Below are 14,215 nucleotides of genomic sequence, written 5' to 3'. Positions count from 1 at the left end.
CACGGACCGAGAGGGGGCCGAGCGTGACGATTCTGGAGACCATCCGGGGACCACGCGACCTGAAGGCGCTGTCCGAGGCGGAACTCGGCGAACTGTCCGAAGAAATACGCGAGTTCCTGGTGCACGCGGTCGCCAGGACCGGCGGCCATCTCGGGCCCAACCTGGGCGTCGTGGAGCTGACCGTCGCGCTGCACCGGGTCTTCGAGTCCCCGGCCGACCGCATCCTGTGGGACACAGGCCACCAGAGTTACGTCCACAAGATGCTGACCGGCCGTCAGGACTTCTCCAAGCTCCGCGGCAAGGGCGGCCTGTCCGGATACCCCTCGCGCGAGGAGTCCGAGCACGACGTCATCGAGAACAGCCACGCCTCCACCGCGCTCGGCTGGGCCGACGGCCTCGCCAAGGCCCGCCAGGTGCAGGGGGAGAAGGGCCACGTCGTCGCGGTCATCGGCGACGGCGCGCTGACCGGGGGGATGGCCTGGGAGGCGCTCAACAACATCGCGGCCGCCAAGGACCGGCCACTGATCATCGTCGTCAACGACAACGAGCGGTCGTACGCCCCGACCATCGGCGGCCTCGCCAACCACCTGGCCACGCTGCGCACGACCGACAGCTACGAGAGAGTGCTGGCCTGGGGCAAGGACGTGCTCCTGCGCACCCCGGTCGTGGGCGACACCATCTACGAGGCCCTGCACGGCGCGAAGAAGGGCTTCAAGGACGCCTTCGCCCCGCAGGGCATGTTCGAGGACCTGGGCCTCAAGTACGTCGGCCCGATCGACGGCCACGACATCAAGGCCGTCGAGTCGGCGCTCCGGCGCGCGAAACGTTTCCACGGGCCGGTGCTCGTGCACTGCCTCACGGAGAAGGGGCGCGGCTACGAGCCGGCCCTCGCCCACGAGGAGGACCACTTCCACACCGTCGGCGTGATGGACCCGCTCACCTGCGAGCCGCTCGCGCCGTCCAACGGACCCTCCTGGACCTCGGTGTTCGGCGACGAGATCGTCCGCATCGGCGAGGAGCGGGACGACGTCGTGGCGATCACCGCGGCCATGCTGCACCCGGTCGGCCTCGGCAAGTTCGCCGAGCGCTTCCCCGGCCGGGTCTGGGACGTCGGCATCGCCGAACAGCACGCGGCCGTCTCGGCGGCCGGCCTCGCGACCGGCGGACTGCACCCGGTCGTCGCGGTCTACGCCACGTTCCTGAACCGTGCCTTCGACCAGTTGCTGATGGACGTGGCGCTGCACCGCTGCGGGGTGACGTTCGTCCTGGACCGGGCGGGCGTGACCGGGGTCGACGGCGCCTCGCACAACGGCATGTGGGACATGTCCGTCCTCCAGGTGGTGCCGGGCCTCAGGATCGCCGCCCCGCGCGACGCCGAACAGCTGCGGCTCCAGCTGCGCGAGGCGGTCGCCGTGGACGACGCGCCCACCCTGGTGCGGTTCCCGAAGGAGTCGGTGGGGCCGGAGATCCCGGCGGTCGACCGGGTCGGCGGGATCGACGTCCTGCACCGCGGGGCGGACGCGCGGGTGCTGCTGGTGGCGGTCGGCGTGATGGCACCGGTGTGCCTCCAAGCCGCGGACCTGCTGGCCGCCCGGGGCATCGCCTGCACGGTCGTTGACCCTCGTTGGGTCAAGCCGGTGGATCCCGCGCTGCCGGGTCTGGCGGCCGAGCACGAACTGGTGGCCGTCGTCGAGGACAACAGCAGGGCGGCCGGGGTTGGCGCGGCGGTGGCGCTCGCGCTGGGCGACGCGGACGTGGACGTGCCGGTGCGCAGGTTCGGGATTCCGGAGCAGTTCCTGGCGCATGCGAAGCGGGGGGAGGTGCTGGCCGACATCGGGCTGACGCCGGTGGAGATCGCGGGGCGGATCGGGTCCAGCCTCGCGGGTCGGGGGGACGACCGTGCCGAGGGGGGTGCCGCGAGGGGCCGTGTGGCGGGTGCGGCCCCGTCCGGGCTGGTCGCGCAGTTCCCCGCGCCCCTGAGGGGCGCCTCAGTGGAGGGCGCTGTCATGGACGGCGCTTACGAGGAGAAAGAATGAGCAAGGAGTTCGACCTCGGTGCGCTGCTGGCCGAGCGTGGTGGTGAGCGGTACGAGCTGCACGGGAAGTACCTGAACCACCAGCTCCCGCGCATGCTGCACACCATCGGTTTCGACAAGGTCTACGAGCGGGCCGAGGGCGCGCACTTCTGGGACGCGGACGGCAACGACTACCTGGACATGCTCGCCGGGTTCGGGGTGATGGGGCTGGGCCGCCACCACCCCGTCGTCCGCAAGGCCCTGCACGACGTGCTGGACGCCCAGCTGGCCGACCTCACCCGCTTCGACTGCCAGCCGCTGCCCGGGCTGCTCGCCGAGCGGCTCCTCGCGCACAGCCCGCACCTGGACCGGGCCTTCTTCGGCAACAGCGGCACCGAGTCGGTGGAGACGGCCCTGAAGTTCGCCCGGTTCGCCACCGGCAGACCCCGCGTCCTCTACTGCGACCACGCCTTCCATGGCCTGACCACCGGCTCGCTGTCGGTCAACGGCGAGGACGGCTTCCGGGACGGCTTCGCCCCGCTGCTGCCCGACACCGCCGTCCCCCTCGGCGACCTCGACGCGCTCGCCCGGGAACTGAAGAAGGGCGACGTGGCCGCCCTGATCGTCGAGCCGATCCAGGGCAAGGGCGTGCACGAGGCCCCGCCCGGCTACCTGCGGGCCGCCCAGGAGCTGCTGCACAAGCACAAGGCCCTGCTCATCGCCGACGAGGTGCAGACCGGCCTCGGCCGCACCGGCGACTTCTACGCCTACCAGCACGAGGAGGGCGTCGAGCCGGACCTGGTGTGCGTGGCCAAGGCGCTGTCCGGCGGGTACGTCCCGGTCGGCGCCACCCTCGGCAAGGACTGGATCTTCAAGAAGGTCTACTCCTCCATGGACCGCGTGCTGGTCCACTCGGCCAGCTTCGGCGCCAACGCCCAGGCCATGGCGGCCGGGCTGGCCGTCCTGTCGGTCATGGAGAACGACCAGGTCGTCGCCCATTCCCGGGCCGTGGGGGAGCAGCTCAAGTCCCGGCTCGCCGCCCTGACCGACAAGTACGAGCTGCTCGCCGAGGTACGCGGCCGGGGCCTGATGATCGGCATCGAGTTCGGCCGGCCCAGCTCGCTGAAGCTGCGCAGCCGCTGGACCATGCTGCAGGCCGCCCGCAAGGGCCTGTTCGCCCAGATGGTCGTCGTACCGCTGCTGCAACGGCACCGGATCCTCACCCAGGTGTCCGGCGACCACCTGGAGGTGATCAAGCTCATCCCGCCGCTGGTCGTCGACGAGTCCGACGTGGACCGCTTCGTGGACGCCTTCACGGACGTCATGGACGACGCCCACAGCGGCGGCGGTCTGATGTGGGACTTCGGCAAGACGCTGATCAGGCAGGCCGTGGCCAACCGCTAGCTCTTTGCCTCTGAGGCAAGAAAATTGCCTCCCAGGCAAAGTTGCGGCTGAATGGAGGCATGAGCCCCTCCGACAACGAGCGGGCGGGCGGGCCGGTCGACGACCTGCCCGCCGTCGCCCCGCAGCTGCGCTCCCTGCGCCGCCGCGCCGGTCTCACCCTGGAGGCCGCCGCCCGCGACGCCGGGCTGTCGCCCGCGCACCTGTCCCGGCTGGAGACCGGTCAGCGGCAGCCCTCGTTGCCGATGCTGCTCGCGCTCGCACGTGTCTACGGTACGACGGTATCGGATCTGCTGGGGGAGACCGTCGCCGACCGGGACGCGATCGTGCGCGCCGGCGACATGGAACCGACCCGCGCCGGTGGCTGGACCTACTGGCAGGCCGGGGCGTCCGGCCGGGGGATGCAGGCGCTGCGCGTCCGGGTCCCGCACGGCTCCCAGGGCGACATCGTGCGGGTGCATCCCGGTGAGGAGTGGCTGCACGTTCTGCGCGGCCGGCTGCGGCTGCGCCTCGGTGACACCATCCATGTGCTCGCGCCGGGCGACAGCGCGCACTTCGACTCGCTGACCCCGCACCGGCTCGCCGCCGAGGACCAGGACGGGGTCGAGCTCCTGTTCGTCCATACCCTGCTGCAGAGTCCCACCGCCGCGCTGTGCCTGGGACCGATCACTGGAGAGCTGCCGTGAGCAATATCGAGGAGAAGTTTCCCCGGTCCCTGTGGATCCGGCTGGTCATCTACCTGGCCGTCGGGCACGTCCTGGCCGGTTTCCTCTACCTGCTGTTCGCCCTCGGCGGCAAGGGCTGAGCCGCGGCCCTCCGCCCGGTCTCAGTCGAGCAGGCGTTCGCGCAGCCGCTCCCGCGTCTCCGGAGCGAGCTTCAGGCCCTGCTCCAGGTACGCGTCGACGTCGCCCCACGTCTCCTCGATGCTCTCGAAGGCCGCCGCCAGGTACTCCGCGCGGGCGTCGAAGAGCGGGCTGAGCAGCTCCATCACCTCGGGGCTGTAGGCGCTGTCCCCGCCGCCGCTGCGGCGCACCTTGTAACGGCGGTGCTTGGCGTTGGACTCAAGGTAGTCGGCGGTGATCGCGTCGCGCTCCACACCCACCGCGAGCAGCGTCACGGCTATGGAGATGCCCGCCCGGTCCTTGCCGGCCGCGCAGTGCATCAGCGCCGGGACGCTGTCCTCGGCGAGCGCGTGCAGCACGCGCGAGTGCTCGTCGGTGCGGTCCTTGACGATCGTGCGGTACGAGCTGACCATCCGGGCCGCGGCCTTGCCGTCGCCCAGGAGCCCGCGCAGCTGGTCGATCTCGCCCTCACGGACCATCTTCCAGAAGTCGGCGCCGTGCGCCGGGTCGGTCAGCGGCAGGTTCAGGTTCCGTACGCCGGGCAGCTCGACGTCCGGGCCCTCCAGCTTCTGGTCGGCCGCGTTGCGGAAGTCGAAGATCGTGTGCAGGCCGAGCGAGGCGAGGAACTCCGCGTCCTGTTCCGTCGCGTGCGCCAGATGGCCGCTGCGATACAGCACGCCCGACCGCACCCGGCGCCCGTCCACGGTCGGCAGGCCGCCCACGTCACGGAAGTTGCGCACACCCGCCAGCTCGGGCTCGGTCGACGGGACCTGCTGCGTCACGGGGGCTCCTCCCGGTCGGCCCCGTCGGCGCTGCTCGTCGACGGGCACTGGACCGACCATACGACATCGGTTTCCACGGGCAATGAGTTGTCCACAGGCTCGCCTCCGCGGCCCGGGACCCTTGCCTCCGGGGCCCGCGGCCATTGATGATGTTGGGGCTTGAGCGGATCTGTTGGCCCCTGTGTGAGGTTTCTCGATGGTGGACATCGCCGAAAACGGTCGTACCTGGCTGCTGTCAGGCCCCGGCAGCAGCTACGCGCTGCATCTGACGGAGTCCGACGAACTGCTCCACCTGCACTGGGGGCCCCGGATCGGGCTCGCCGACGCCGAGGAGCTCAGCACCCGGGTGCTGCCCGGCTACTGGCCCTTCGAGTCGCCGCTGGACGGCCGCGAGGAGTACCCCGTCGAGGGCGGCCCCCGCTTCGTCCGCCCCGCACTGTCCGTGCGGACCGAGGAGCGCCGGGGCACCGAGTGGTCCTTCGACACGTACGAGGTCGAGGACGACGAGCTCCGGCTGCGCTTCACGGACGACGGCATCGTCATCACCCTGCACTACCGGATGCGCGGCGACGTCGTCGAGCGCTGGGTGACCGTCGACAACGAGGCACACACGCGTGTGGAGCTGCTGCGCGCCGACCCCGCCACCTGGACGCTCCCCGACCGCGAGGGCTGGCGGCTCTCCCAGCTGCACGGCCGCTGGGCCGCCGAGTCCCGGCTCGCCAGCGCCCCGGTCACCTACGGCGAGAAGGTCATCGGCAGCCGCCGCGGCCACACCGGGCACCAGCACCTGCCCTGGGTCGCCCTCGACACCGACGCCACCGAGGAGCGCGGCGAGGTCTGGGGCTGCGCCCTCGGCTGGTCCGGCTCCTGGCGGATCGCGGTCGCCCAGCTCCCCGACGCGCGCGTGCAGATCACCGGCGGCGCCGGCTACGACGACTCGGGGCTGCTGATGCTGGCCGAGGGCGAGTCGTACACCAGCCCCGTCTTCGCGGGCCTGTGGACCGACGGGGGCTTCGGCGGAGCCAGCCGTGCCTGGCACGCCTACCAGCGGGCGTACATCATTCCGGACGCCGACCAGGACCGGCCGGTGCTGTTCAACTCCTGGGAGGCCACCACCTTCGACATCTCCGAGGAGCAGCAGGCCACCCTCGCCCGCCGGGCCGCCGCGATCGGCGTCGAGCTGTTCGTGGTGGACGACGGCTGGTTCGGCGCCCGCACCAACGACCGCGCCGGCCTCGGTGACTGGACGCCCAACCCCGACCGCTTCCCCAAGGGCCTCAAGCCCCTCGCCGACTACGTGCACGCCCTCGGCATGCAGTTCGGCATCTGGGTCGAGCCCGAGATGGTCAACCCGGACAGCGACCTGTACCGCGCCCACCCCGACTGGGTCCAGTACCAGCAGGGACGAAAGCGGACGGAGTTCCGCAACCAGCTCATCCTCAACCTCGCCCGCGAGGACGTCCAGGAGTACCTCTGGGAGCAGCTCGACACCCTGCTGTCCAGCGCCCCGATCGACTACGTCAAGTGGGACTTCAACCGCTGCTTCACGGACGCGGGCTGGCCCGGCGAGCCCTACCCGCAGCGCCTGTGGGTCGACCACGTGCGCGGGCTGTACGCCCTGCTCGACCGGATCCGCGCGGCCCACCCGAACGTCGCCATCGAGTCCTGCTCGGGCGGCGGCGGGCGGATCGACCTCGGGATCATGAGCCGTACCGACGAGGTGTGGACCTCCGACAACACCGACCCGCTGGACCGCCTCGCCATCCAGCACGGCTTCAGCCAGATCCACCCCGCCCGGGTGATGTCGGCCTGGGTCACCGACAGCCCGAACCACCAGCTCAACGGCCGGGTCAGCAGCCTGCGTTTCCGGTTCGTCAGCTCCATGGCCGGGGCGCTCGGGGTCGGCGGCGACCTCTCGCGGTGGACCGAGGAGGAGCTGGCCGAGGCTGGGCACTGGGTGGAGCTCTACAAGGAGATCCGGCCCCAGGTGCAGCGTGGCGACCAGTTCCGGCTGCGGCCGCCGGCCGGCGGGCTCAGCGCGGTGCAGTACACGCTCGGCGACGAGACCGTGGTCCTGGCCTGGCTGCAGGCGCAGAGCTACGGCGAGCCGGCCCCGGCGGTGCGGCTGCAGGGGCTCGACTCGACCGCTGCGTACGAATGCCGCGAAACGGGCGAAGTGCATCGAGGTGCCGTGCTCTTGCACCACGGACTGCGTACCGGGCTGAAGGGTGACCTGGATGCGGCAGTCTTCCGGTTCCGCCGGATCTGACATATATGCCCGACTTGGTGCCTTCGTCATTACTTGCTCTGGAATAAGTGGACGTGGTGTGACGTGCGTGAGGAGCGTCATATGCGTGACCGTCCGTCGCGCGTCATGCTCACGTAATCCCGAGATTTCGCAGGTGAATTGGAAATCCGCAGGGGGCCGGAATTCACGGAGGGTGACCGGAATTTCCCTTTATGGATCAAGTCGGAACCGGACGGCCGGAACCGGGTGCTTGTCCATGTCCGTCCTACTCGCTTACGTTCGCCGCACATCCGGTCGGAACGCCGAATCCTGCCGCCGCCCGGAGTCCCCACACACACTCACCCGTGCCCGGCAGGAGCGGGGGACCCACCAGGTATGACCGCCTGTTCCGGTTCCCGGGACGGCTAGGGGTGTAGCCACGTCCTCCGGTGTGGCCGGGCAGCTCCAGCCCGAACCCGACAGCTCACCTCGCAGGCGCAGGAGAGGAATGCGCCATGCCCGCGAAGGGTAAGCACCGCCGTCCCAAGTCCCAGCGTCTCACCCGCTCGATGGCCGTCGCCGGAACCGGTGGCGCCGCGCTGGCTCTGCCGCTCATGGGGGCCACCGGCGCCCACGCGGCCACCACGCAGTCCCTTTCCGAAAAGACCACCCAGTCGCTTCCCGTGGTCGAGAGGGCCGCGGTGAGGGAGGCCCCCGCAGGGAATTCCGGCGCCGTGCATTCCGCGCGGCGGATCTACACGGTGGTGCCCGGCGACTGTCTCTCGAAGATCGCCCGCGACCAGAACGTCCGCGGTGGCTGGCACCGGCTCTACGCCGACAACCGGCAGGCGGTCGGCGGCAATCCCTCGCTGATCCATCCCGGCCTCAAGCTCACCCTCGGCGGCCGGCACGCCGCGCCGACGGACTCCGGCGCCCGCCCCGAGGCGCAGTCGAACCCGGGGTCGTCCACCTCGTCCTCGGCTTCGTCCTCAGACGCCTCGCACACCTCGAACAACTCGGGCGGTTCGGTCACGACCGCCTTTGGCTTCACCCTCCCGGTCACCGGTGGCACCATCGGCACCGGCTACCACGTGGCCGGCAGCATGTGGTCCAGCGGCTACCACACGGGCGTCGACTTCGTCGTCCCGACCGGTACCCCGGTCAAGGCCGTCGGCACCGGCACCGTCGTCACGGCCGGCTGGGGCGGCGCCTACGGCAACCAGGTCGTCATCCGCCTGGCCGACGGCTACTACGCGCAGTACGGCCACCTCTCCGCCCTGTCCGTCTCGGTCGGTCAGACCGTGACCGCGGGCCAGCAGGTCGGCCTCTCCGGCGCGACCGGCAACGTGACCGGCCCGCACCTCCACTTCGAGATCCGCACCACCCCCGACTACGGCTCGGACGTGAACCCGGTCGCCTACCTCCGCTCCAAGGGCGTCACCGTCGGCTGACCCGAGCGCATATCCCGGTGTCGACGGGGCCGCCCCACACGCGGCCCCGTTCGGGATCGACACGTCAACGCCGCTGGTCAGGGACTTATTCCAAGATTGGCAAAGTATTTAAGGGTGTCTTATCTCACCGAGCGTCAACCCCTTATTACGGTCGCGTAGGTCACAGCCGAAGGTGAATCATGGCCCGACGTGGGAGACGATTCGAAGAGTGACAATGCATCAGTGATCGGGTCGTACGCGGCGGTGGGGGACAGCTTCACCGAGGGCGTGGGAGACCCCGGCCCGGACGGGGCGTTCGTCGGCTGGGCCGACCGGTTCGCGGTACTGCTGTCCGACCGGCGCCCCGAGGGCGACTTCAGCTACACCAACCTCGCCGTACGCGGGAAACTGCTCGACCAGATCGTGGCGGACCAGGTGCCGCAGGCCCTGGAACTCGCCCCGGACCTGGTCTCCTTCTGCGCGGGCGGCAACGACATCATCCGCCCCGGAACCGACCCCGACGAGGTGGCCGAGCGGTTCGAGCGGGCCGTGGCCCGGCTGACCGAGGCCGTCGGCACGGTGCTCGTGACCACCGGGTTCGACACCCGGGGCGTGCCCGTCCTCAAGCACCTGCGCGGCAAGATCGCCACGTACAACGGACATGTCCGGGCCATCGCCGACCGGTACGGCTGCCCGGTCCTCGACCTGTGGTCCCTCAAGACCGTGCAGGACCGGCGGGCCTGGGACGGCGACCGCCTGCACCTGTCTCCCGAGGGGCACACGCGCGTGGCGCTGCGCGCGGGTCAGGTGCTCGGCATCGAGGTGCCGGCCGACCCCGACCAGCCGTGGCCCCCGCTGCCGCCCCGCGGCACCCTGGAGGTCCGCCGCGACGACGTGCACTGGGCCCGCGAGTACCTGGTCCCCTGGATCGGGCGCCGGCTGCGCGGCGAGTCGTCCGGCGACCACGTGACGGCCAAGGGGGCGCTCTCCCCGGACGACATCAAGATGCGGATCGCCTCCGTGGCCTGAGGCGGAACCGGCGGGTAAGGGGTGGCCGCACTGCGGGCCGCCCCTTACTACTGCTCGGGCAGCCCCAGTTCGCGCGCCAGCGCCTCGTCGGCCCACGCCCGGGCCCGGGCCCGGGGCACCGCGCCGGGGTACGAGGTCAGCTGGACGGCGAGCCCGTCGAGCAGCGCGGTCAGCCGCAGCGCCGCCGCGGTGGGGTCGGGGCACCGGAACTCACCGGCCGCCACCCCCTCGGCGATGACCTCGGCGAGGGCCGCCTTCCACTGCTGGTCCAGCTCCTTGGTGACGTCCCGCAGCGCGGGCTCCCGCAACGCCACCGCCCAGCCCTCGATCCACAGCCGCCAGCCCTTGGCCTGTCCGGTCGGCGCGTACCAGCGCACCGCGGCCCGCAGCCGGCGCAGCGCCGACGTGCGGCGGCCCAGCAACTTGCGCAGATGCGCCAGGTCGTCCTCGGCGGCATAGGTGAAGGCGGCGGCGACCAGCTTCTCCTTCGTCGAGAAGTGGTACAGCACCAGCGCGTTGCTCACCCCGAGGGCCGAGGCGACATCGGCGATCCGCACCGCCGCCACGCCCCGCGCCTCGATCTGCTCGATGGCGGCCCGCAGCAGTTCCTCCCGCCGCTCGGCCACGCTCAACCGCACTCTCGCCACGCGGTCACCCTAATCGGTCGTCCCGCCACCCGCGTTGCCGTCTCAGGCCAGCGGCAGCCGCATGATCGTCAGGTTCAGCCAACGGCCGAACTTGGTGCCCACCTCGCGGACCGTGCCGACGTGCTCGAAGCCGAACCGGTCGTGCAGCCGGACCGACGCGGCGTTCCCGGCCTCGATGCCGGCGATCATCACATGGTGGCCGGCCTCGCGCGCCGAGGCGATGAGCGGGCCGAGCAGCGCGGAGCCGATGCCGAGCCCGTGGCTGCCCTCGCGCACGTAGACGGAGTTCTCCACCGTGTGCCGGTAGCCGTCCAGGGCGCGCCACGGGCCGTAGACCGCGAACCCGGCCACCTCGCCCGGCGCGTCGGCCGGCTCGGCCACGAGCGCCGAGCCGCGTTCCAGGTGGGCGGCGAACCAGGCCGCGCCCTCCGCGGGGGACTGCGGGGTCTCGGTCCACAGGGCCGTCGAGTGCTCGATCGCGTGATTGCGGATCGCGCGGACGGCCTCCTCGTCGGCGCGCCGGGCCGGGCGCACCACCACCAGGCCTCTCTCGTATATTGGATTCATGTCCAACATAGTAGAACCATCTGCCGACCCCTTGGTTCGGCAGATCGCCGCCCGGGTCCGCACCGAGCGGGAGCGCCGCCGCTGGACGCTGGCGCAGCTCGCGGACGCCTCCGGGGTCTCCCCGGCGATGATCAGCCGGATCGAGCGCGGTGAGAGCAGCCCCACCGCGGTCGTCCTCGGCAAGCTGTCCGCCGCCTTCCAGATCGGCGTCGCCGCGCTGCTGGCCCTCGCCGAAGGCGCCCACGGCGCGCAGGAGTCCGTGGCCGACACTCCAGGGGTACGGCGCGCGGCCGACGCCGCCGAGTGGCGCGACCCCGGCACCGGCTACCGGCGCCGCCAGATCACCGGCCCGCGCTTTCCGGCGGAGATCGCCGAGATCCGGCTGCCCGCCGGAGCCCGGGTGCCCTACCCGGCAGCGGCCTTCGCCTTCGTACGACAGCTCGTCTGGGTCCTCGACGGCCGCCTCACCTTCCACGACGGAGACACGGTCCACGAGCTGGACGCCGGCGACACCGTCGAACTCGGCGCACCGGCCGCGCGCGTCTTCGCGAACACCACCGAGGCCGAGTGCCGTTACGCCGTCGTCCTCACCCGCGACGCCCAGCCGTGAGCCGTCCGCTGCCCCGCGGCGGCACCCGTCTCCTGGCCGCCACGGCCGTCGCCGCCCCCGTGCTCGACGCGCTCGGCCGGCAGGCCACCAGCCTCACGGCCACGGGCGCGCTGCTGCTCGCCGCCCTGCTCGGGCGCCGCTGAGGACGCGCCCCGTCACCGGTACCAGCCGAACCGCTCCGCGATCACCGGCAGCCGGTCGGTCACCAGGGCATGGGCCGCGGCCCGCGGTGTGGTGCCGTCGGCCGCCGCACGGTCCAGCATCAGCTCCACCAGGGCCCGCATCGAGCGGCGGATGTGGGCGAACGCCTCGTCGGCGTCGGGACCGATGTCGCCGAACAGCGTCCACCACCACCAGGCGTTGGTCCCCGAGTTGACCACCACGTCCGGCAGCACCGTCACCCCGCGCGCGGTGAGCCGCTCCTCCGCCTCCGGGAGCACGGGCATGTTGGCCGCCTCCACGATCCAGCGCGCGGTGACCAGGTGCTCGTTGGCCGCGTCGACCACGTACGACACCGCCGCCGGCACCAGTACCTCCGCTTCCGCGGACAGCCAGGCGTCACCCGGAAGTTCCACGTCACCGGGGCGCAGCACCGCGCGGTCGACGGTGCCGTACGCGTCCCGCGCGCGCAGCAGCGCCTCGACGTCGAGACCCGCCGGGTTGGCGATCGTCCCCTTGACGTCGGCGACCGCCACGATCGTGAGCCCCGCGCGGGCGAGGAACCGCGCCGTGGCGCCGCCCATCGTGCCGAGCCCCTGGACGGCGACCCGCGTCCCCGCGTACGGCACCCCGGCCCGGTCCAGCGCCGCCAGCGCCGACTCGGCGACACCGCAGCCGCCGGCCAGCTCGTCGAGGCCGATTCCGTCCACCTCGACGGCGAAGGCCTCCGCCAGCCTCCGCCGGGCCGCCGCCTCGTCGTCCAGCAGCGGGTACACGGCCTGGATCGAGGAGACCAGCCCCGCCTCGGCCGCCGCCCGGTCCACCAGGTCCTGGGTGAGCCCCAGGTCCTCGCCGGTGGTCCAGAAACCCTCCACGTACGGCCGCATGGCACGCAGGTAGCGGACCAGCAGGGCGTACGCCCCCGGGTCCTGCGGATCGCAGTCGATGCCGCCCTTGGCGCCGCCCAGCGGGATGTAGCGGCCCGCGGGGTTGTAGTGCAGGGCCTCCTTCATCGTCATGCCGCGCGCGAGCCCGGTCACCTCTTCCAGGGTGCAGCCGGGACGCATCCGCAGGCCGCCGCTGGCCACGCCCCGCACCAGCCGGTCGACGACCAGGAAGCCCCGGCGGCCGGTGACGTGGTCGGTCCACACGAGGGACATCAGGGGAGCGGTCACGGGGGCTCCTCGGGAGCGGTGTGAAGGAACGGTGTTACTGAACAGTCAGTCAGTATCGGGAGGCGGGCGGTGCGGTGTCAACGCCGACTGTCACAAGGGCCGACCATAATGGGGATCTCGGCGACACCTCTGGAGGTACCGTGACCGGTTTGCGTTCCCTGAGCCCCGGGCTCCGCGTGCTGCGGCCCACGGCCTTCGGCGCGGACCCCGGCGGCGAGCGCATGGCCCGCATCCAGCGCTCCCCGCACTTCAAGGACGGCGTCTTCCAGAACCCCGGCGGCACCGCCCGGATGCGGCCCTCGGGCTCGATGCTGGAGTTCGCCAGGACCTACTTCGAGAAGGAGCAGCGGGCCCGCAGAGCTCCCCGGGGCACCGTTCCGGTGCACCCCACCACCGTCGCCGACCTCGCCCGGCCCGCCGCCGGCGGTCTGCGGGTGACGTGGATGGGCCACTCCAGCGTCCTCGCCGAGATCGACGGACACCGCGTGCTCTTCGACCCCGTCTGGGGCGAGCGCTGCTCACCGTTCCCGTTCGCCGGGCCCAAGCGGCTGCACCCGGTGCCGCTGCCGCTCGCCGCGCTCGGCCCCGTCGACGTCGTTGTCATCTCCCACGACCACTACGACCACCTCGACCTGCCCACCATCAAGGCGCTGGCCGGCACGGACACCGTGTTCGCCGTACCACTCGGCGTGGGCGCCCACCTGGAACGGTGGGGTGTGCCCGCCGGCCGGCTGCGCGAGCTGGACTGGCACGAGGAGACCCGGGTCGGCGGCCTCACCCTGACCGCCACCCCGGCCCGGCACTTCTGCGGCCGCGGGCTGCGCAACACCCAGCACACCCTGTGGGCGTCCTGGGTCATCGCCGGCGAGGAGCACCGGATCTACCACAGCGGCGACACCGGCTACTTCGACGGTTTCAAGGACATCGGCGCCGACCACGGGCCGTTCGACGTGACGATGATCCAGATCGGTGCGTACAGCGAGTTCTGGCCCGACATACACATGACGCCCGAGGAGGGCCTGCGCGCCCACCTCGACCTCCAGGGCGGGCAGCCGCACGGCGTGCTGCTGCCGATCCACTGGGGCACCTTCAACCTCGCCCCGCACGCCTGGGCCGAGCCGGGGGAGTGGACCAAGGACGCCGGTGACGAGGCGGGCCAGGCGGTCGCGCTGCCGTGTCCCGGCGAACCTTTCGAGCCGTCCGGGAAGCTGCCCGCGGATCCCTGGTGGCGTGCGGTGTCGGCGCCGGTCGACCGGCCGTGGCAGCGCGAGAAGCGGGCCGAGGGCGCCCCCGAGCAGGGAGACCTCGGCCTCGCGGGCGAACGGTGACGAC

Annotated in this window: 14 protein-coding genes and 1 riboswitch; of the genes, 10 read left to right on the top strand and 4 right to left on the bottom strand. The window is 71.8% G+C overall.

Annotated features, from left to right (window positions below; genetic code table 11):
* Window positions 1-23 precede the first annotated feature (23 nt).
* Genes dxs through BLW82_RS05780 form a run of 4 tightly spaced genes read left to right on the top strand, consistent with a single transcriptional unit; the run spans window position 24 to window position 4,220 of the window.
* Window positions 24-2,036, top strand: coding sequence for a 1-deoxy-D-xylulose-5-phosphate synthase (gene dxs / locus BLW82_RS05795; RefSeq protein WP_256215660.1), 2,013 nt, complete (start codon window positions 24-26; stop codon window positions 2,034-2,036).
* The gene (locus tag BLW82_RS05790; protein ID WP_093497782.1) at window positions 2,033-3,418 is read left to right on the top strand and encodes an aspartate aminotransferase family protein; all 1,386 of its coding nucleotides are present in this window, start codon (window positions 2,033-2,035) and stop codon (window positions 3,416-3,418) included. Before dxs ends, BLW82_RS05790 begins: the two co-directional genes overlap by 4 nt.
* A 59-nt stretch (window positions 3,419-3,477) precedes the next feature.
* Window positions 3,478-4,101 carry a helix-turn-helix domain-containing protein gene (locus tag BLW82_RS05785; RefSeq protein WP_093497781.1) on the top strand — a complete coding sequence of 208 codons (624 nt, stop codon included), beginning with the start codon at window positions 3,478-3,480 and terminating at the stop codon, window positions 4,099-4,101.
* Window positions 4,098-4,220: a DUF6126 family protein gene (locus BLW82_RS05780; RefSeq protein ID WP_093497780.1), complete on the top strand. Its 123-nt coding sequence runs from the start codon at window positions 4,098-4,100 to the stop codon at window positions 4,218-4,220. Before BLW82_RS05785 ends, BLW82_RS05780 begins: the two co-directional genes overlap by 4 nt.
* A gap of 21 nt (window positions 4,221-4,241) precedes the next feature.
* Here the strand turns inward: BLW82_RS05780 and BLW82_RS05775 are convergent, their stop codons facing one another.
* Entirely contained in the window at window positions 4,242-5,039 is a 798-nt protein-coding gene (locus tag BLW82_RS05775; RefSeq protein WP_093497779.1) for a tyrosine-protein phosphatase, read from the bottom strand.
* A gap of 196 nt (window positions 5,040-5,235) precedes the next feature.
* On the opposite strand from BLW82_RS05775, the gene BLW82_RS05770 reads away from it, so the two are divergent.
* The 3 genes from BLW82_RS05770 to BLW82_RS05760 all read left to right on the top strand — a co-directional run bounded on the left by BLW82_RS05770 (window position 5,236) and on the right by BLW82_RS05760 (window position 9,725).
* Entirely contained in the window at window positions 5,236-7,308 is a 2,073-nt protein-coding gene (locus tag BLW82_RS05770; protein WP_093497778.1) for an alpha-galactosidase, read from the top strand.
* Window positions 7,309-7,616: 308 nt separating this feature from the next.
* Window positions 7,617-7,777: riboswitch (cyclic di-AMP (ydaO/yuaA leader) on the top strand.
* A gap of 4 nt (window positions 7,778-7,781) precedes the next feature.
* Entirely contained in the window at window positions 7,782-8,717 is a 936-nt protein-coding gene (locus BLW82_RS05765; protein ID WP_093497777.1) for a M23 family metallopeptidase, read from the top strand.
* Window positions 8,718-8,939: 222 nt separating this feature from the next.
* Window positions 8,940-9,725, top strand: coding sequence for an SGNH/GDSL hydrolase family protein (locus tag BLW82_RS05760; protein ID WP_093497776.1), 786 nt, complete (start codon window positions 8,940-8,942; stop codon window positions 9,723-9,725).
* Between the two features lie 47 nt (window positions 9,726-9,772).
* Here the strand turns inward: BLW82_RS05760 and BLW82_RS05755 are convergent, their stop codons facing one another.
* Together BLW82_RS05755 and BLW82_RS05750 are read right to left on the bottom strand one after the other, a co-directional pair.
* Window positions 9,773-10,372, bottom strand: coding sequence for a TetR/AcrR family transcriptional regulator (locus BLW82_RS05755; protein ID WP_256215659.1), 600 nt, complete (start codon window positions 10,370-10,372; stop codon window positions 9,773-9,775).
* 42 nt (window positions 10,373-10,414) lie between these two features.
* Window positions 10,415-10,939 carry a GNAT family N-acetyltransferase gene (locus BLW82_RS05750; RefSeq protein ID WP_093497774.1) on the bottom strand — a complete coding sequence of 175 codons (525 nt, stop codon included), beginning with the start codon at window positions 10,937-10,939 and terminating at the stop codon, window positions 10,415-10,417.
* Here BLW82_RS05750 and BLW82_RS05745 point away from each other — a divergent pair.
* Window positions 10,938-11,549, top strand: a complete 612-nt coding sequence (locus BLW82_RS05745; protein ID WP_093497773.1) for a helix-turn-helix domain-containing protein — start codon at window positions 10,938-10,940, stop codon at window positions 11,547-11,549. The genes BLW82_RS05750 and BLW82_RS05745 overlap by 2 nt on opposite strands.
* On the top strand, window positions 11,546-11,692 hold the full coding sequence (locus BLW82_RS44265) for a hypothetical protein (protein WP_177232849.1): 147 nt from the start codon (window positions 11,546-11,548) through the stop codon (window positions 11,690-11,692). The genes BLW82_RS05745 and BLW82_RS44265 overlap by 4 nt, the downstream gene beginning before the upstream one ends.
* Window positions 11,693-11,704: 12 nt before the next feature.
* Here the strand turns inward: BLW82_RS44265 and BLW82_RS05740 are convergent, their stop codons facing one another.
* Window positions 11,705-12,883, bottom strand: coding sequence for a glutamate dehydrogenase (locus BLW82_RS05740; protein WP_093497772.1), 1,179 nt, complete (start codon window positions 12,881-12,883; stop codon window positions 11,705-11,707).
* A 140-nt stretch (window positions 12,884-13,023) separates the two neighbouring features.
* Here BLW82_RS05740 and BLW82_RS05735 point away from each other — a divergent pair, with 140 nt between their 5' ends.
* Entirely contained in the window at window positions 13,024-14,211 is a 1,188-nt protein-coding gene (locus tag BLW82_RS05735) for an MBL fold metallo-hydrolase (RefSeq protein WP_093497771.1), read from the top strand.
* Window positions 14,212-14,215 lie beyond the last annotated feature (4 nt).

The organism is Streptomyces sp. Ag109_O5-10 (assembly GCF_900105755.1).
In the GTDB taxonomy this organism is placed as follows: domain Bacteria; phylum Actinomycetota; class Actinomycetes; order Streptomycetales; family Streptomycetaceae; genus Streptomyces.
Note: the sequence above shows the minus strand (reverse complement) of the source record. Positions and strands in the feature narration are given on the sequence as shown.